Here is a 16,299-nt window from a genome sequence, read left to right on the forward strand (position 1 = left end):
CCGCCCTTTTCATCAGCAGCTGGTCGACTTCCGGGACAATAAGGGGTTGCCCTGCAGTCAGGCTGTGGGGCTTGTGTGGAACATTGCTTTTCGTCAACAGGAACCGTCATGCTGTATCCCGAGCTTTTCAAGCAACTGGAAGCCGTCCGCTGGAACATGGACCGGGACATTCCGTGGGATCGCTTCGATGCGAGCAAGCTCAGCGAAGAGCAGGCTCAAACCATCAAGATGAACGCGATCACCGAGTGGGCGGCGCTGCCGGCCACCGAGATGTTCCTGCGCGACAACCGCGACGACAGCGACTTCTCTGCCTTCATGAGCGTGTGGTTCTTCGAGGAGCAGAAACACTCGCTGGTGCTGATGGAATACCTCAAGCGCTTCCAGCCCGACCTGGTCCCGAGCGAAGAGGAGTTGCACGAGATCCGCTTCGAGTTCGACCCGGCGCCTGCGCTGGAGACGCTGATGCTGCATTTCTGCGGCGAGATCCGGCTGAACCACTGGTACCGCCGCGCCTCCGAATGGCACACCGAGCCGGTCATCAAGTCCATCTATGAAACGCTCGCACGCGACGAGGCCCGCCACGGCGGCGCTTACCTGCGCTACATGAAGCGCGCGATCGGCCGCTTCGGCAACGAGGCCAAGGCCGCGTTCGCGAAGGTCGGCGTGCTGATGGCCAGTGCCCGCCGCACGGCGCAGGCCTTGCACCCGACCAACCTGCACGTGAACGAAAAGCTGTTCCCGCGCGACACCATCCAGAGCCGCTTGCCCAACCCCGAGTGGCTGGAGCACTGGCTCGACAAGCAGATCCAGTTCGACGCCGTGTGGGAAAACAAGGTGGTCGAGCGCATCCTGCACAACATGAGCCTGTTGATGGAGCGCAGCTTCCAGAGCGTGCAGGAACTCAATCGCTTCCGCAAGGAGCTGACCACGCAGCTGGCCGCGGCCGCGCGCGGCGCCGGCCCGCAGGCGCAGCCCACCTGACGCAGCAGCCTCACTGCCGTCATCCGAAGGGCGCTGCAGGCGCCCTTTTTCTCGCACTCTTTCTTCGCTCGGGTTAACCCCAATCAAATCCAAAGCGCTTTGAATTTACAGTCCAAACCGTTTTGAATGACTCCAAAGCGATTTGAATGGGCGAGGAGACAACATGAGCGCAAAGAGGAAGGCTGTCTGTGCAGCCGCACTGATCGGGGTGGCGGGGTCGGCCGCCGCGGTTCCGCTGGACTTCACCGGGTACTTCCGCAGCGGCGGGGGCACCAGTTCCAAGGGCGGCAAGGAGGTGTGCTTCCGCCTGCCCGGCGCCGAGATCGGCTTCTTCCGCCTGGGCAATGAATGCGACACCTACGCCAGCCTGAACTTCGGAGCCAACCTGGGCGAAGTGGACGGCACAGGCTTCAAGGCCGCGTTCACCATGGCCTACGGTACGCAGCAATTGGCCAACTGGGAGCAGAGCGCGCCGGCCTGGCGGCAGGCATACGTGGAGGCGAGCGACATCGGTGCCAGCCTGGGCACGCCCGTGCTCAAGGGCGCCTCGCTGTGGGCCGGCAAGCGCTTCTACAAGAATCCTGACATCCACATGCTCGACTACACCTACTGGGAGCCGGCGCAGGGCCCCGGGGGCGGCGTCGACGGCATCGACGCGGGCTTCGGCAAGTTCTCGTATGCGATGTTCCGCGTCGGTGACTTCGAAGGCTACGGCGCGGCGGGCGGCTACAACCCGGGTATCGTCAATGGCGGCGACCAGACGGCCACCGTGCACGACTTCCGCATCTCCGAGATGCCGGTCAACCCGGGCGGCGCACTGACGGTCGGCATCGACCTCATCCGCAAGAACAACCATTCCGGTGCGGCCGGCCGCCATGGCTACGGTTTGACCGTGAGCCACACGCAGAGCAACCTGTTCGGTCTGCCTGGCTCCAACAACGCGGTGTTGCAGGTGGCGCGCAATGCGGCCGCGCTGAAGGGCTTCGGCTTTGCCGGCAGCACCGCTAGGCGCAACGAGTGGTTGCTGTTCGATCACTGGACGATCGACTCCAAGGATCTGCCGGTCTCCGCGGCGCTCGTCGCTGGCATCCACCACAAGGAAGTCGAAGGTGTGACCACCAAGTCGTTCTTCGCCGGTGCGCGCCCCCAGTACCACTTCAACAACGTGCTCAGCATTGCCGGCGAGCTGGGGTACCAGCAGCTGAAGGAAGAGGGCGAACCGGCGCTCCGCCTGACCAAGTTCACCATCGCGCCGCAGTTCTCGATGGGCCGCAGCCTGTGGGCACGCCCGGCGCTGCGGCTGTACTACACCTATGCCAAATGGAACGACGCCGCACGCGACGCCGGCAGCGTGGTGTGCACCGGCCGCGATTGCGGCACGCCGGTCGACGCGTTCAGCCAGTCGACCAGCGGCGGCTCGTACGGCGTTCAGGTCGAGGCCTGGTTCTGATCGCTTTGCTTGGGGGCCGGGAAGGACTCCTCATCGCCTGGCCTTCTTCCGACAGGGCGCCGCCCGCGGCCCCTGTCCTTTTACAACCCACTCGACCGGTTCATCCGTGCCATCCCATATCGTCAGCCCCGCAGCCCCGACCGACGACGCCGAATGGTGGCGTGGCGCGGTGATCTACCAGATCTACCCGCGCAGCTTCCAGGACACCAACGGCGACGGCCTCGGCGACCTGGCCGGTGTCACGACGCGGCTCGGCTACATCGCCTCGCTGGGCGTCGACGCCATCTGGATCTGCCCGTTCTATCCGTCGCCGATGAAGGACTTCGGCTACGACGTGGCGAACCACTGCGACGTCGATCCGCGCTTCGGCACGCTGGCTGACTTCGACGTGCTAGTGCAGGTGGCACACCGCCTGGGATTGCGCGTGCTGATCGACCTGGTGCTCAGCCATACGTCCGACCAGCACCCGTGGTTCGAGCAGAGCCGTGCCAGCCGCACCGGCCCGATGGCCGACTGGTACGTGTGGGCCGACCCGATCGGCAGCATCGACGAGCAGCCGCAGCCGCCCAACAACTGGGTGTCGCTGTTCGGTGGCTCGGCCTGGCAGTGGGACGTGCAGCGCCAGCAGTTCTATCTGCACAACTTCCTCGGGAGCCAGCCCGACCTCAACTACCACCACCCGGCGGTGCAGCAGGCAGCGGCCCAGGTGGTGCGCTTCTGGCTCGACCGCGGCGTGGACGGGTTCCGGATCGATACCGCCAATTACTACTTCCACGACGCGCAGCTGCGTAGCAACCCGCCGGCCACGCACGTCGAGTTGCGCGCAGACGGGCTGCCGGAAGGAACCGCCTACGCCATGCAGCGGCATCTGCACGACAAGTCGCAACCGGAGAATCTCGCCTTCATGGAAAAGCTGCGCGCCGTGGTCGACCGCTACCCCGGTCGCTGCCTGCTCGCCGAGATCGGCGACGACGACGCGCTGGCGTGCATGGCCGAGTACACACGACCCGGACGCTTGCACATGGCGTACTCGTTCCACCTGCTCGGGCCACGTTTCAGCGCCGGCATGCTCGCCGGCATCCTCAACGATGTCGAAGGCCGGATGGGCGACGGCTGGCCCTGCTGGTCCATCGGCAACCACGACGTTCCGCGCGTCGCGAGCCGTTGGGGACTGCAGGCGCACGGCGGCGCGCCGTTGCGTGTGCTGATGGCGATGCTGCTGTGCCTGCGCGGCACGGCCTGCATCTACCAGGGCGAGGAACTCGGATTGTCCGAAGTCGACGTGGCGTACGACAACCTGCAAGACCCCTTCGGTCTCACGCACTGGCCCGAGCACAAGGGCCGTGACGGATGCCGCACGCCGATGCCATGGGATGCGCGTCAGCGCCTGGGCGGCTTCACGCAAGGCGAGCGCACGTGGCTGCCGACGCCGCCCGAGCACCTGGAGCGATGCGCCACGCGGCAGGAGGTCGACCCGGGCTCGCTGCTCCACGCCTACCGCCGCTTCCTTTCATGGCGAGGGCGGCAACCGGCACTCGTGCGGGGCAACCTGCAACTGCTGACACAGCAGGGCAACGTGATCGGCTGGATGCGCTCGCACGGCGAACAGCGGATCGTTGCGGCCTTCAATCTGGGGCCCGAGGCCGCGCATGTGCCGTGGCATCGGATCGGCGTGCGCGTGCACCCGCTCGTGGGACACGGCTTCGAGACCACCACGGACGACGAGGGCATACGCCTGCCGCCGTGGGGCGCGTACTTCGGGGCCGCCGGCCTCTGAACCACTTTCACCGACAACAATGGAGACAGACATGACCCACCAGCACCGTTCCTGCAGCCGCCACGCGGTGGCCGCTGCCGCACTGCTTGCCTGCGGTGCTGCGTCGGCACAGACCCTCACGATGTGGGTGCACGCCGGGCCCGGCCCCGAGCGTGACGCGTACATCGAATCGGTCAAGGCCTTCAACCAGGCCCACTCCGGTCTGAAGCTCGAACTGGTGGCGCTGCCTGAGGGCAGCTACAGCGACCAGGTCAACGCCGCTGCGTTGGCGAAGAAGCTGCCGTGCGTGCTCGACTTCGACGGGCCCAACGTCTACAACTACGCGTGGAGCGGCAAAATCGTTCCGCTCGACGGTTACACCGTGGGCGGCGCGATGAAGCTGGAGATGCTGCCCACGCTGGTGAAGCAGGGCACCTACAACGGCAAGCTTTACAGCGTGGGTCAGTACGACTCGGGCCTTGCGATCTGGGGCAACCGCAAGCTGCTCGAAAAGGCCGGCGTGCGCGTGCCGACAAAGGTCGAGGACGCCTGGACGCTGGCCGAGTTCGAGGAAGCGCTGAAGAAGCTCAAGGCCGCGGGCGTACCGACGCCGCTGGACATGAAGTTCAACTACGGCATCGGCGAGTGGCTGACCTATGGCTTTTCGCCGATCGTGCAGAGCTTCGGCGGCGATCTGATCGACCGCAAGGGCTACAAGTCGGCCGACGGTGTGCTCAACGGCTCCGCAGCGGTGAAGGCGCTCACTGCGGTGCAGGGGTGGGCCAAGAACGGCTGGATCAACCCGGCCACGCGGGACGATGGCGACTTCGCCAACAGCCGCGCTGCGCTGTCTTACGTCGGCCACTGGACCTACAACGACTACAAGAAGGCGCTGGGCGATGATCTCGTGTTGATCCCCTCGCCTAAGTTCGGCGCCAAGGCCGCCACCGGGGCCGGTTCGTGGAACTTCGGCATCTCGTCCGACTGCAAGCATCCACGCGAAGCGGCCAAGGTGCTGGAGCACCTGATGTCGCAGCGAGAAATCGAGCGCGTCACGTCGCTGAACGGCGCCGTGCCGGGCACGCGCAGCGCCCTGGTCAAGAGCGCCAACTACGGCGAGGCGGGACCGCTGCGCCTGTATGTGCAGCAGATCCTCGGCGGCGTGGCGGGGGTGAGGCCACAGACGCCGGCCTACCCCGCGATCAGCTCCGCGTTTGCAGAAGCCGTCAACAACATCGTCGGCGGGCGCGATGTGAAGCGCGAACTCGACCGCGCCGTCAAGAAGATCGATGAGACGATCGAGGACAACAAGGGCTACCCGGTGATGTGACGGCCGCCTCAGTGCTCGAGACGACGATGGACCGATCGAAAAACCGGCACGCCATGGTTGCGGCCCTGCTGTGGATGGCCGCCGGCGTCGCGGCCGCAGCTGACGAAGTGACGCTGTGGCTGCATGTCGGGGCCGGCCCCGAGCGCCGCGTCTACGAGGCGTCCATCGCCGCCTTCCATGCGCAGCAGAAGGACGTGCGGGTCACGATGGTGCCGCTGCCCGAAGGCAGTTACGCCGAGCAGGTAAAGCAGGCCGCCGATCAGCGCCGCCTGCCGTGCCTGCTCGACCTCGATGGTCCGCTCGTTTCGTATTACGCCTGGGCGACGCGGCTGGTGCCGCTCGATGACCAACCCTTCGTGCAGCGCCTGCGCAAGCAGATGCTGCGCACGCTCGAAAGCCAGGGCAGCCACCGTGGCCGCCTCTACAGCCTCGCGCAGTTCGACTCCGGCCTCGCACTGTGGGGCAACCGTCGCCTGCTCGAAGCGGCGGGCATCCGCATCCCGGCCCAGACCCGGTCCGCCTGGACGCACGAGGAGTTCGAGTCCGTGCTGCAGCGGCTGAAGGCGCAAGGCGTGCCGTGGCCGCTCGACATGAAGCTCAACTACGGCATCGGCGAATGGCTGACCTACGGCTTCTCCCCGATCGTGCAAAGCTTCGGCGGCGACCTGATCGACCGGCGCACCTATCGCTCGGCGCAGGGCGTGCTCAACTCGCCCGCCTCGGTGCGGGCCTTGCAGACCGTGCAGAAGTGGGTGCGTGCCGGCTACCTGAACCCCAAGCCCGTCGGCGACTCCGACTTCGTCGAAGGCCGTTCGGCGCTGTCGCACGTGGGGCACTGGGTCTACCAGGACTACCGGCGGGCTTTGGGCGACGACCTCGTGCTGATCCCGATGCCGCGCTTCGGCAGCCGCGCCGTCACGGGTGCCGGCTCGTGGAGCTGGGCAGTCACGCGCGACTGCGCGCGCCCCGACGCGGCCATGAAGGTGCTCGAACACCTGATGTCGCACGCCGAGGTGCTGCGGGTCACGCAGGCCAACGGCGCGGTACCGGGCACTGTCAATGCGATCGCGTTCTCGCCGCAGTACGGGCTCGGCGGCCCGTTGCGGCTCTATGTCGACCAGATCGTCGAGGGCACCGCCCGCGTGCGACCGCCCACACCCGCCTACCCGGTGATCACGCAGGCCTTTGCCAGGGCGGTGGCGCGCATCATCGAAGGGGCCGACGTGCAACGCGAACTCGATGAAGCCGTGCGCGTGATCGACGAAGAGATCACGCGGCATGAGGGTTATCCCAGCGATAGCCCCCTTCTGACCCACTGACCTGCCGCCATGCTCGAAAACCGGATGTCCATACGTCAACCCGCCGTCTCCATCGAACTGCCGCAGCGTGCCCGTCGGCGCCGACCGTCGCGAGACTCCGACGCACTCGTCGCGTGGGCCTTCGCCGCGCCAGCCGTGGTGTTGCTCGCGGCCTTCCTGGTGCTGCCGTTCCTGCTCGCGCTCGGGTTGTCGTTCACCGACCAACGGCTCATCACCAGCGATGCGATGGGCACCGAGTTCGTGGCTGCGCGCAACTACCTGCGGCTGTGGGACGACGAGTCGTTCTGGGCCGCGCTGCGCAACAACTTCTACTTCGTCGCGGTGGTGGTGCCGGTGCAGTCGGGCTTCGCGCTGCTGCTGGCCGTGCTGGTCAACCGCCGCATGGCCGGTTCGCGCTTCTTCCGTTCGGTGTACTTCCTGCCGGTGGCCACCACGATGGCGGTGGTGGCCGTGATTTGGTCGCTGATGTTCAGTGCCGACCAGGGCGTGATCAACCGCATGGTGCAATTGCTCGGCTTCGGGCAGGTGGGGCCGCAAGACTGGCTGCGCGACCCCGACCTGGTGCTGCCGGCGGTGATGCTGTTGTCCGTGTGGCAGGGCGTGGGCTTCCAGATGCTGGTGTTCCTGGCCGGGTTGCAGTCGATTCCGCCGGACCTCTATGAGGCAGCCACGCTCGACGGCGCAACGCCGTCGAAGCAGTTTCGCCACATCACGTTGCCGCTGCTGAAGAACACGACGATCTTCGTGATGGTCACCACCACGATCCATGCGTTCCAGCTCTACACGCAGGTCCAGATCATCGCCAACAGCGGCTCGGCGGCACCCATCGACCACTTCCGTACCGTCGTGATGTTGATGGTCCACGAGGGCTTTCGCAACGGCAAGATCGGCTATGCCTCCGCGCTGTCGGTGGTGTTCTTCGTGATCGTGCTTGCCGTCTCGTTGCTGCAGCGGGCACTGGTGAAGGAAGAGAGGGCCGTGGCGTGAACGGTGTGTCGACCCCTGTCGCCAGACATCGCGCCGCAGCGGCGCACTACGCGCTGAACGCCGTCCTGGCCGTGTTCTTCCTGTTTCCGCTCGTGTTCATGGTCGCATCGGCCTTCAAGGGCGACGAAGCGCAACTGCTGGCCGACATGGGCAGCCTCAAGGCCTTCGTGCCCTACGGAGATCTGTCGCTGCAGAACTTCCGCGACGTGTTCGAGCGCACGCCCTTCCTGCAGGCGCTCGGCAACTCGCTGCTGACCGTGAGCGTCACGGTGACGATGGGCCTGCTGGTCAACAGCATGCTCGCCTACGCGCTGGCGCGCTTCCGGTTCGCGGGGCGCAACCTGCTGCTGTCGGCCATCGTCGCGCTGATCATCATCCCGTTCGAGGCGATCGCGGTGCCGCTGCTGCTGCTCGTAAACCAGCTGCCGTGGTGGGACGGAAGCGTCGGCTGGCTCGACAGCTATCGCGTGCAGATCATTCCCTTCGTCGCGCATGCGTTCTCGGTCTACCTCTTCTACCAGTTCTTCATCGCGCTACCGAAGGACCTGGAAGAGGCTGCGGTGATGGACGGCGCCAGCCGCTGGCGCATCTACTGGAGCATCGTGATGCCGCTGTCCAGGCCGGTGATCGCGACTGTGGCCGTGCTGCAGTTTCTCGCGCGCTGGGGCGACCTGCTGTGGCCGGTGATGGCGGTGCGAGGCGACCAGTTCGCGACGCTGCCGCTGGCCATGCAGACGTTCTTCGGGCAGTTTCCCAGGCAGTGGGGCGACGTGATGGCATTCGCAGCAATGACGACCTTGCCGACGCTGCTGCTGTTCATCGTGTTTCAGCGCTGGTTCGTGCGCAGCGCGATCTCCAGCGCGATCAAGGGCTGACGGCCTGCAATCAATCACTCACATGGCAAACGTTTCACTCAGCGGTATCCGCAAGCAGTACGAGTCCGGCCCCGAAATCATCCGCGGCGTGGATCTGGACATACGCGACGGCGAGTTCATGGTGTTTGTCGGGCCCTCGGGATGCGGCAAGTCGACTCTGATGCGCATGATTGCCGGCCTCGAAGAGGTCACAGCCGGCGAGATCCACATCGGCGACCGTGTCGTCAACGACGTGCCGCCGGCCAAGCGAGGGGCGGCGATGGTGTTCCAGAGCTACGCGTTGTATCCGCACATGAGCGTGGCTGAGAACATGGGTTTTGCTCTCAAGCTGGCCGGCCGGCCCAAGCGCGAAGTGGCCGAAAGCGTACACCGGGCGGCGGAGATCCTGCAGATCACCCATCTGCTCGATCGCAAGCCCAAGGCCTTGTCGGGCGGGCAGCGCCAGCGGGTCGCCATCGGTCGCGCTATCGTGCGCAAGCCGGCGGTGTTCCTTTTCGACGAGCCCTTGTCCAACCTGGATGCTGCGTTGCGAGTGCAGATGCGTGTCGAGCTGACGCGCCTGCACCGCGAGCTGGGCAGCACGATGATCTACGTCACGCACGACCAGACCGAGGCGATGACGATGGGTGACCGCATCGCCGTCTTCAACCACGGAAGGGTGGAGCAGGTCGGCGAACCGATCGCGTTGTACCGCGAACCTGGCAACCGTTTCGTCGCCGGGTTTCTGGGCTCGCCGGCCATGAACTTCCTGCAGGCCACGCTGGCGCTGCCCGATGCGCCTCGTCCGCCCGGTGTCGCGTCCTGGGGCGTACGGCCCGAGTCCTGGGAACTGGTGGGCGAGGGGCAGGGCCTGGCGGCGCGGGTCGAACTGGTCGAGCACCTGGGTGACGTGAGCGTGCTGTACGCGAGCGTTGCGGGCCAGGAGGCGCACTTGACCGTCAAGCTGCCGCAAGGAGCCTTGCGCCACGACACCGGCCAGCCGCTGTGGCTGCGAGCCCGGCCCGACGAGGTGCATGCTTTCGACGCGCAGGGCCGCAGCATCGATGGCGCCGCGTGACGGTGCCTGCAGGCAAACCAGGGCGGGCTTTGCGACAATCGTGCGGGAGCCTTCCGCATCGCACATGGATCTCAAGCAACTTTCTGCCCGCCTCGGCCTGTCTCCTACCACGGTCAGCCGGGCGCTGAACGGCTACTCGGACGTCAGCGAGCGCACGCGCCAGCGGGTGATCGAGGCGGCACGCGAGGCTGGCTACCAGCCCAACCTCATGGCGCGTCGCCTCGCGCTCGGCAAGACCGATGCGATCGGCATCGTTCATCCCACGGGTGCTGGCCATCTCGGAGATCCGCGGTTCCTGGAAGTCGTCGATGGCCTCACTGAGCGCTTCGCGGCCGAGCAGATCGACCTCTTGATCGCCTCGGCGAGGCCGGCAGATGAAATCGCGACCTACGAGCGCCTGTCGCGCGGCCGTCGCGTCGACGGGTTCATCGTTCCCCACACACGATGCCGCGATCCGCGCATCGATTACCTGGGGCAGTGCGGCGCGCCCTTCGTGGCCTATGGGCGCACCGCGGACTCGAGCGGCTATGCGTGGTTCGACTTCGACAACGAGGCCGGCAGCCGCCTCGCGGTCGAGCGCCTGCACCGACTTGGCCATCGGCGCATCGGGTATGTCCATGCGCCGCTGGAACTGAACTTCGCATGGCAGCGTCACCAGGGTTTCGTCGCCGGCATGGAGCAAGCGGGTCTCAGCATAGAGTCTCGCTGGGTCGTGCCAGCGGGCTTCGGGCGGCGCGGCGGGTACGAGGCGATGCAGACCATGATGGCCGGCAGCGACACGCCGACCGCAGTGATCGTCGACAACAACTTGAGCGGCGTGGGCGTGGTGCGCTGCGTGCTCGATGCCGGGCAGGTGCTGGGGCGCGACATCTCGGTGATCGTCTACGACGGCACGCCTGCCGATTCCACCGTGCTCGAACTCGAGGTGACCGCGATCGAGCAACCGACGCCTCACGGTGCCGGCGTCAAGCTTGCCGAGCTGATGCTGGGCGTGACGCAGGGCCAGCCTTTGCAGGAACTGCAGGTGCTGTGGGCGCCCCGGATCGCACCGGGCAACTCCGATGGCCCGGCGCCTGGGACTCGATGACGGTTCGAGTTTCGGCTTACAGGCCCCAAGCCCCCTGCCGGCCTGGGTGGTTGGCACGCCACAGCCGTCGTCGCGGAAAGGGGCCGGCTAGACTGCCGCGCTCTGACTTTTCTCGAGAAAGCGCTGCATGCCCTGGACGCTCCTCTTCCTGGCCGGCCTGCTTGAAATTGGATGGGCCGTCGGCTTGAAGTACACGGAGGGGTTCAGCCGCCTCTGGCCCACGACGCTGACAGTCGCCGCGATGGTCGGCAGCGTCGTGTTGCTGGGCCTGGCCGTGAAACAGATTCCGCTCGGGACCGCCTATGCGGTATGGACCGGCATCGGTGCGGTGGGCACGGCGGTGTTCGGCATCCTGTTGTTCGGCGACGCTGCCACGCCGGCACGCCTGGCGTGTCTGGCGCTGGTGGCCTGCGGCATCATCGGGCTCAAGCTGGTGGGGTGATGCCGGCCCGGGCCTTGGCGGCTTGCGCGGCGCGTTCCTCGTCGGCCTTGCGGTCGGCGCTGACCTGCAGGGCGGCGGGCCGCTGGCCGATGAAGCGGGTGTAGGTCTTCCAGTCGACCCCGTGCTCCAGCAGCAGGTCGCTGCCGTAGACGATCTTCGTGGCCAGGCCGACCAGCGGCAGGTGCACGAAGGCCGCGCAGTCGGCCTGCGTGAACTGCTCGCCGCCCACATGCGGCGCGAACTTCGCGAGCCGTTTGAAGCCCGGGATGTGCTTGTCGAGCAGTTTGCGCACGCGGGCCTGATGGCTTGCGCTGACGCTGCCGCCGAAGAAGGCCTGCGGGTAGAGTTCGCGCGCGACCAGTTCGAGATGCAGTTCGATGAAGGTGATCAGCTCGCGCACCTTGGCGGCTTGCCACGGGTCGGCCGGCATCAAGGCCGGGACGGGCCAACGTGCCTCGATGTAGTCCAGGGTGGCCTGGCTCTCGCACAGACCGCCGTGCTCGGTGCGTATGAAGGGCACCTTGCCGAGCGGCGAGTCGCCCAGGATCTCGGGCCGGCCGGTACCCACCCGCTCCTCGGTGAAGGGCACGCCTTTTTCCAGCAACGCGAGCTTGACCTTGTTGTAGTAATTGGACAGCGCGAACCCGCACAGCACCAGCATCGTCGTCTCCTGCGATCGGGGAATCGATGCAGTCTAGAAGCCGCATGACGCGGCCGGTGTAGCGAAGGTGACACCGGCGATGCTGCCGATAATGGACGCATCCCCAGCCTGGAGCCCTGCATGAAACCGAAACTCAGCCTGGTCACCCTCGGTGTCGCGGATTTCGCTCGCTCGGTGGCCTTCTATCGCGACGGCCTCGGATGGGCGTTGCACGAAGCGAGCAATGACAGCGTCGCCTTCTTCGTCGTCGGCGAGCGGGTGATGTTCGGCCTGTTCGGTCGCGATGCGCTGGCCGAGGATGCCGGCGTCGATGCCGCGGGCGAGGGCTTCCGTGGCGTCGCGCTGGCGCACAACGTCGGCTCGCCGGCCGAGGTGGACGCCACGCTGGCCGAGGCGGTGCGCGCAGGCGCCACACTGGTCAAGGCCGGCGAGCCGGTCTTCTGGGGCGGCTACCGTGGCTATTTCGCGGACCCCGAAGGCCTGCTCTGGGAAGTGGCGCACAACCCCTACATGGATCTCACCTGATGTCTGCCGCTGCGCTCACGTTCCTCGACAAGCTGTGCCCGCCCGAGGAACTGGTGCAGGCCCTGGCGCGCCTGCCCCGACCGCTGGTCTTCACGAACGGCGTGTTCGACATCCTGCACCGTGGGCACGTGACCTACCTCGCGCAGGCGCGTGGACTGGGCGGCAGCCTGGTGCTCGGCCTGAACAGCGACGCCTCGGCCCGAGGGCTGGGCAAGGGGCCCGACCGGCCGCTGAACCCCGAAGCCGACCGAGCCTGCGTACTCGCCGCGCTCGAAAGCGTGAACCTCGTGACGCTGTTCGACGAGCCGACACCGCTCGGGCTGCTGCGGCGGGTGCGACCCGACGTGTATGTGAAGGGCGGCGACTATGACATCGAGTCGCTGGCCGAAACGGCGTTGGTGCGCTCGTGGGGGGGGCAAGCCTGCGCCATCCCGTTTGTCGACGGCTATTCGACCACGGCGCTGGTCAAGCGGATCCGCGGTTGACTCCGAGCGCGATGACCGCGCAGGCCAGGCCGGTCAGCGCACCGGTGGCATGCGCGATCACCGCGACCGGAAACCCCCATGCGGCGTCGGCCTGCAGCGGCACCTGCCACGGCGCTTCGAGCCACAGCTTCAATGCCACGCCGGCAAGCACGCCGAGGCCGATGCAGCGAGGCGCGCCGCGACTGCGACAGAGCATGTACGTTGCGGCGATCACGGCGCCGGCATGCAGCACGCCGGAGAGCCCGCCGTAGGCGCGGAGCTCGCCCACGAGCATCAGCGGCGCTTGCGTGAGCGGCCACGCGGCGCACCACGCCCAGGCGGCACCGGACGGCAACCGCGCCGATGCGCCCAGCCATGCGAGCAACGCCAGACCCGCCAGGTTCGCACCCAGGTGCAACGCCGTCCAGTGAACCGCCACCGCTGTGAACCATCGCCAGACCGACCATGGCGCGTCCGCCCGCCATGCCAGCGCGCCGCTCGGCAGCCCGTAGCCGGCCAGTGCCGCCACCGCGAGACCGGCTGAGAGCCCCAGCCAGGCGCGGGCCGGCGGCGTCACCCTTCGAAGACGCAACGCCACAGCGCGAGCACCGCATCACGCTGCGACGCCAGCGCCTCAGGCGCGAAATGCGTGTCCTGTTCGTCGAGTCGCGCCTTGTGCTGGGCGCGACGCAACTCGCGGTAGGCATCGGCGGCAGCGACACCGAGGCCGCCCGGCAGCAGCCCGGCGGCTTCGGCGCGTTGCAGCAGCGCGATGTTGCCGACGTTGTCGCGCAGCTCGGGATGGGCCGCGCCATGCGCAAGCACGAGGTACTGCACCGCGAACTCCACGTCCATCATCGCGCCGGGGCTGTGCTTGACGTCGAACCGCCCTCCCTTCACCGTGTGGGCTTCGCGCACCTTGTGGCGCATCGAGGTGATCTCGGCCTTCAGGGCAGTGTGGTCGCGGGGCGCAGCGATCACCGTGCGTCGCACGGCCTCGAAGCGCGGGCCGATGCTGGCATCGCCGGCGCAAAAGCGCGCCCGCGTGATGGCCTGGTGCTCCCAGGTCCATGCGGTGTTGCTGCCGCGGCCCGCCTGGTAGGCCTCGAAGGCCTTCAGCGACGTGACCAGCAGGCCCGAGTTGCCGTTGGGTCGCAGCGCGGTATCGATCTCGAACAGTTCGCCTGCGCTGGTGCGCAGGGTCAGCCAGGTGATCAGCTTGCGGGCGAAGGCGGCGTACGCCTCCGGCGCGCGCTCGTCGTCGTCGTCGAACAGGAACACCACGTCGAGGTCGCTGCCGTAGCCGAGCTCCTTGCCACCCAGCTTGCCGTAGGCGATCACCGCGAAGCGCGGCTGGTCGATATGACGCTGCTTCAGGTGCTGCCAGGCCCAGCGCATCGTGCATTCCACGGTGGCGTCGGCCAGCAAGGAAAGGTCGTCGGCCACCTGCTCGACGGTGATGTGGCCTTCGACGTCACGCACCAGCGTGCGAAACACTTCGGCATGGTGGGCGCGGCGCAGCGTGTCGAGCAGCGCTTCCTCGTCGGCCTGGCCGGAGCGTGCCCAGGCGTCGTGGCGCTGCTCCAGGTCGCGCACGAAGCCTTCCGGCTCGAAGCGCGTATAGATCAGCCGCGGGTCTGCCAACTCGTCGATGACGCCCGGGTGACGCATCAGGTAGCGCATCGGCCAGCGCGCCAGCCCCAGCAGGCGCAGCAGGCGCTGGTGCACTTCCTGCCGCTCGACCAGCAGCGCGACATAGCTGTCGCGCCGCAGCAGCGGCTCGATCCAGTCGACGAAGCGCACCGCGGCATCCATCGGGCAGTCGCCCTGCTGCACGGCATGGGCCGAGCGCAGGATCAGCTTGCCCAGGCGCTGCTTGGTCTCGTCGCGCAGCGCCCGCACGCGCGGCTGCTCGATCCAGGGACGTACGCGAGCGGCCAGTTCGGACGGCAGGCGCTCGAGGAAACTCTCGCTGTCCAGCGGCGGGGGGGGCACGCCGCAGCTGCCCTTGCAGCCGCCGTTCTTCGGCGCCTGGCCGTCGTGCAGCAGCGCATCGAATTCCATGGCGACGAACTCGCGCGTCTCGCACAACGTGTCGAGCAGCTCGCAGGTCTCCGCGTTGCAGATGAAACCCATGCTGCGCGCGATCCACGAGAGGTCGCCGTCGCCGGTGGGCAGCACGTGGGTCTGCTGGTCATCGAGGTACTGGATGCGGTGCTCGACACGACGCAGGAAGACATAGCCCGCGGCGAGCCGCTGCGCAGTCTCGGCCTTCATCACGCCGACGGCCGTCAGCCGCTCGAGCGCCTTGACGGTCGAGCGGGTGCGGATCTCCGGGAACTGCCCGCCGCGCACGACCTGCAGCAGCTGCACGATGAACTCGATCTCGCGGATGCCGCCGCGCGACAGCTTGACGTCGTTGGCACGCTCGGGGCGGCCGGCGGCGCGGCGCTGCGCCTCGTCACGGATCTTGCGATGCAGGCCGCGCAGGCCCTCGAACACGCCGTAGTCGAGGTAGCGGCGGAACACGAAGGGCACGACCACGTCGCGCAGCTGCGTCGCCCGCCCGGAGGCGACCGACTCGCGCGGCGCGACGACGCGGCTCTTCAGCCACGCAAAGCGCTCCCATTCACGGCCCTGGACAAGGAAGTACTCCTCCAGCATCGCCAGGCTGACGACCGGTGGGCCGGAGTTGCCGTTCGGCCGCAGCGCGAGGTCGACGCGGAACACGAAGCCGTCGTCGGTGGTGTCGCCGATCAGCGCGTACAGGCTGCGGGCGACCTGGGAGAAATACTCGTGGGCGCTGACCTTACCGCCGCCGTCCGGGCGGCCGGTGGTGTGGCCCTCTTCCTCATAGACGTAGACGAGGTCGATGTCCGACGACACGTTGAGCTCGCGCCCGCCGAGCTTGCCCATGCCGACGACCCAGAAGTCGATGCGTTCGCCTGCTTCGTTGACGGGCTGGCCGTAGCGCTCGTCCTGCTCGGCGCGGGCGGCGGCCAGGGCGCGGTCGAGCGTCACCTCGGCCAGCTCGGTCATCGAGCGGGCGATGTCGGCCATTTCGGCCGATTGCTCGACGTCGAGCACCGCCAGGCGCTCGAGCGTCAGCTGGCGCGCGACCCGCAGAGCCGACGGTAGCGGGCGGCCCTGCGTCAGCAGCGTGTCGATCAGCGCCTCCAGCGTCTCGCGCAGGGGCAGCCCGGGCGGCAGCAAGGGCTGCTCGGCCGCGTAGCGGCGGCGGATGCGCTGGACGAAGCGCGAGTGCTCGGCGGCGGTGGTCGGCCCGGGCGGGACCGCCGCGCTCGGTTGTTCGTTGAAACCCATCGGTGCTGCTCCGGGTCTATGCTAGATTGGCCGCGCCTCGT

At 67.4% G+C, this 16,299-nt stretch carries 15 protein-coding genes; 12 read left to right on the forward strand and 3 right to left on the reverse strand.

Going from position 1 to position 16,299, the window contains the following annotated elements; genetic code table 11:
- Positions 1 to 108 precede the first annotated feature (108 nt).
- From M8A51_RS06815 to sugE, 10 genes are all read left to right on the forward strand, one after another.
- Complete coding sequence (locus M8A51_RS06815; protein WP_251777441.1) at positions 109 to 981, forward strand: ferritin-like domain-containing protein; 873 nt, start codon at positions 109 to 111, stop codon at positions 979 to 981.
- 163 nt (positions 982 to 1,144) lie between these two features.
- Complete coding sequence (locus tag M8A51_RS06820; RefSeq protein WP_251777442.1) at positions 1,145 to 2,431, forward strand: maltoporin; 1,287 nt, start codon at positions 1,145 to 1,147, stop codon at positions 2,429 to 2,431.
- 106 nt (positions 2,432 to 2,537) lie between these two features.
- Complete coding sequence (locus M8A51_RS06825) at positions 2,538 to 4,208, forward strand: alpha-glucosidase (protein ID WP_251777443.1); 1,671 nt, start codon at positions 2,538 to 2,540, stop codon at positions 4,206 to 4,208.
- Positions 4,209 to 4,239: 31 nt separating this feature from the next.
- The gene (locus M8A51_RS06830; RefSeq protein WP_251777444.1) at positions 4,240 to 5,517 is read left to right on the forward strand and encodes an ABC transporter substrate-binding protein; all 1,278 of its coding nucleotides are present in this window, start codon (positions 4,240 to 4,242) and stop codon (positions 5,515 to 5,517) included.
- Positions 5,518 to 5,543: 26 nt separating this feature from the next.
- On the forward strand, positions 5,544 to 6,836 hold the full coding sequence (locus tag M8A51_RS06835) for an ABC transporter substrate-binding protein (protein WP_251777445.1): 1,293 nt from the start codon (positions 5,544 to 5,546) through the stop codon (positions 6,834 to 6,836).
- A gap of 24 nt (positions 6,837 to 6,860) precedes the next feature.
- Complete coding sequence (locus M8A51_RS06840; RefSeq protein WP_251777446.1) at positions 6,861 to 7,823, forward strand: carbohydrate ABC transporter permease; 963 nt, start codon at positions 6,861 to 6,863, stop codon at positions 7,821 to 7,823.
- A gap of 5 nt (positions 7,824 to 7,828) precedes the next feature.
- Positions 7,829 to 8,698: a carbohydrate ABC transporter permease gene (locus tag M8A51_RS06845; RefSeq protein ID WP_251777447.1), complete on the forward strand. Its 870-nt coding sequence runs from the start codon at positions 7,829 to 7,831 to the stop codon at positions 8,696 to 8,698.
- Positions 8,699 to 8,720: 22 nt separating this feature from the next.
- Positions 8,721 to 9,755, forward strand: a complete 1,035-nt coding sequence (locus M8A51_RS06850; protein WP_251777448.1) for an ABC transporter ATP-binding protein — start codon at positions 8,721 to 8,723, stop codon at positions 9,753 to 9,755.
- Positions 9,756 to 9,819: 64 nt separating this feature from the next.
- Positions 9,820 to 10,842, forward strand: coding sequence for a substrate-binding domain-containing protein (locus M8A51_RS06855; RefSeq protein ID WP_251777449.1), 1,023 nt, complete (start codon positions 9,820 to 9,822; stop codon positions 10,840 to 10,842).
- Positions 10,843 to 10,969: 127 nt separating this feature from the next.
- The gene (gene sugE / locus M8A51_RS06860) at positions 10,970 to 11,284 is read left to right on the forward strand and encodes a quaternary ammonium compound efflux SMR transporter SugE (protein ID WP_251777450.1); all 315 of its coding nucleotides are present in this window, start codon (positions 10,970 to 10,972) and stop codon (positions 11,282 to 11,284) included.
- Here sugE and M8A51_RS06865 read toward each other — a convergent pair.
- Positions 11,268 to 11,945 carry a glutathione S-transferase gene (locus tag M8A51_RS06865; protein ID WP_251777451.1) on the reverse strand — a complete coding sequence of 226 codons (678 nt, stop codon included), beginning with the start codon at positions 11,943 to 11,945 and terminating at the stop codon, positions 11,268 to 11,270. The genes sugE and M8A51_RS06865 overlap by 17 nt on opposite strands.
- 120 nt (positions 11,946 to 12,065) lie before the next feature.
- Between M8A51_RS06865 and M8A51_RS06870 the strand changes: the two genes are divergently transcribed.
- On the forward strand, positions 12,066 to 12,470 hold the full coding sequence (locus M8A51_RS06870) for a VOC family protein (protein WP_251777452.1): 405 nt from the start codon (positions 12,066 to 12,068) through the stop codon (positions 12,468 to 12,470).
- Entirely contained in the window at positions 12,470 to 12,955 is a 486-nt protein-coding gene (gene rfaE2 / locus M8A51_RS06875) for a D-glycero-beta-D-manno-heptose 1-phosphate adenylyltransferase (RefSeq protein WP_251777453.1), read from the forward strand. The genes M8A51_RS06870 and rfaE2 overlap by 1 nt, the downstream gene beginning before the upstream one ends.
- Here rfaE2 and M8A51_RS06880 read toward each other — a convergent pair.
- Both M8A51_RS06880 and glnE read right to left on the reverse strand, forming a co-directional pair.
- On the reverse strand, positions 12,936 to 13,526 hold the full coding sequence (locus tag M8A51_RS06880; protein ID WP_251777454.1) for a rhomboid family protein: 591 nt from the start codon (positions 13,524 to 13,526) through the stop codon (positions 12,936 to 12,938). The two genes, rfaE2 and M8A51_RS06880, sit on opposite strands and share 20 nt — an antisense overlap.
- A complete protein-coding gene (gene glnE, locus M8A51_RS06885; RefSeq protein ID WP_251777455.1) occupies positions 13,508 to 16,258 on the reverse strand; it encodes a bifunctional [glutamate--ammonia ligase]-adenylyl-L-tyrosine phosphorylase/[glutamate--ammonia-ligase] adenylyltransferase in 2,751 nt (916 codons plus the stop codon). Before glnE ends, M8A51_RS06880 begins: the two co-directional genes overlap by 19 nt.
- Between the last annotated feature and the right edge of the window lie 41 nt (positions 16,259 to 16,299).

This window comes from Caldimonas mangrovi, from assembly GCF_023721835.1.
In the GTDB taxonomy this organism is placed as follows: Bacteria; Pseudomonadota; Gammaproteobacteria; order Burkholderiales; family Burkholderiaceae_C; genus Caldimonas; species Caldimonas mangrovi.

Coding starts and splice junctions, on each gene's coding strand:
- M8A51_RS06855 (WP_251777449.1), top strand. CDS start 9,820: ATGGATCTCAAGCAACTTTCTGCCCGCCTCGGCCTGTCTCCTACCACG.
- sugE (WP_251777450.1), top strand. CDS start 10,970: ATGCCCTGGACGCTCCTCTTCCTGGCCGGCCTGCTTGAAATTGGATGG.
- M8A51_RS06870 (WP_251777452.1), top strand. CDS start 12,066: ATGAAACCGAAACTCAGCCTGGTCACCCTCGGTGTCGCGGATTTCGCT.
- rfaE2 (WP_251777453.1), top strand. CDS start 12,470: ATGTCTGCCGCTGCGCTCACGTTCCTCGACAAGCTGTGCCCGCCCGAG.
- glnE (WP_251777455.1), bottom strand. CDS start 16,258: ATGGGTTTCAACGAACAACCGAGCGCGGCGGTCCCGCCCGGGCCGACC.
- M8A51_RS06865 (WP_251777451.1), bottom strand. CDS start 11,945: ATGCTGGTGCTGTGCGGGTTCGCGCTGTCCAATTACTACAACAAGGTC.
- M8A51_RS06820 (WP_251777442.1), top strand. CDS start 1,145: ATGAGCGCAAAGAGGAAGGCTGTCTGTGCAGCCGCACTGATCGGGGTG.
- M8A51_RS06830 (WP_251777444.1), top strand. CDS start 4,240: ATGACCCACCAGCACCGTTCCTGCAGCCGCCACGCGGTGGCCGCTGCC.
- M8A51_RS06850 (WP_251777448.1), top strand. CDS start 8,721: ATGGCAAACGTTTCACTCAGCGGTATCCGCAAGCAGTACGAGTCCGGC.
- M8A51_RS06840 (WP_251777446.1), top strand. CDS start 6,861: ATGTCCATACGTCAACCCGCCGTCTCCATCGAACTGCCGCAGCGTGCC.
- M8A51_RS06815 (WP_251777441.1), top strand. CDS start 109: ATGCTGTATCCCGAGCTTTTCAAGCAACTGGAAGCCGTCCGCTGGAAC.
- M8A51_RS06835 (WP_251777445.1), top strand. CDS start 5,544: ATGGACCGATCGAAAAACCGGCACGCCATGGTTGCGGCCCTGCTGTGG.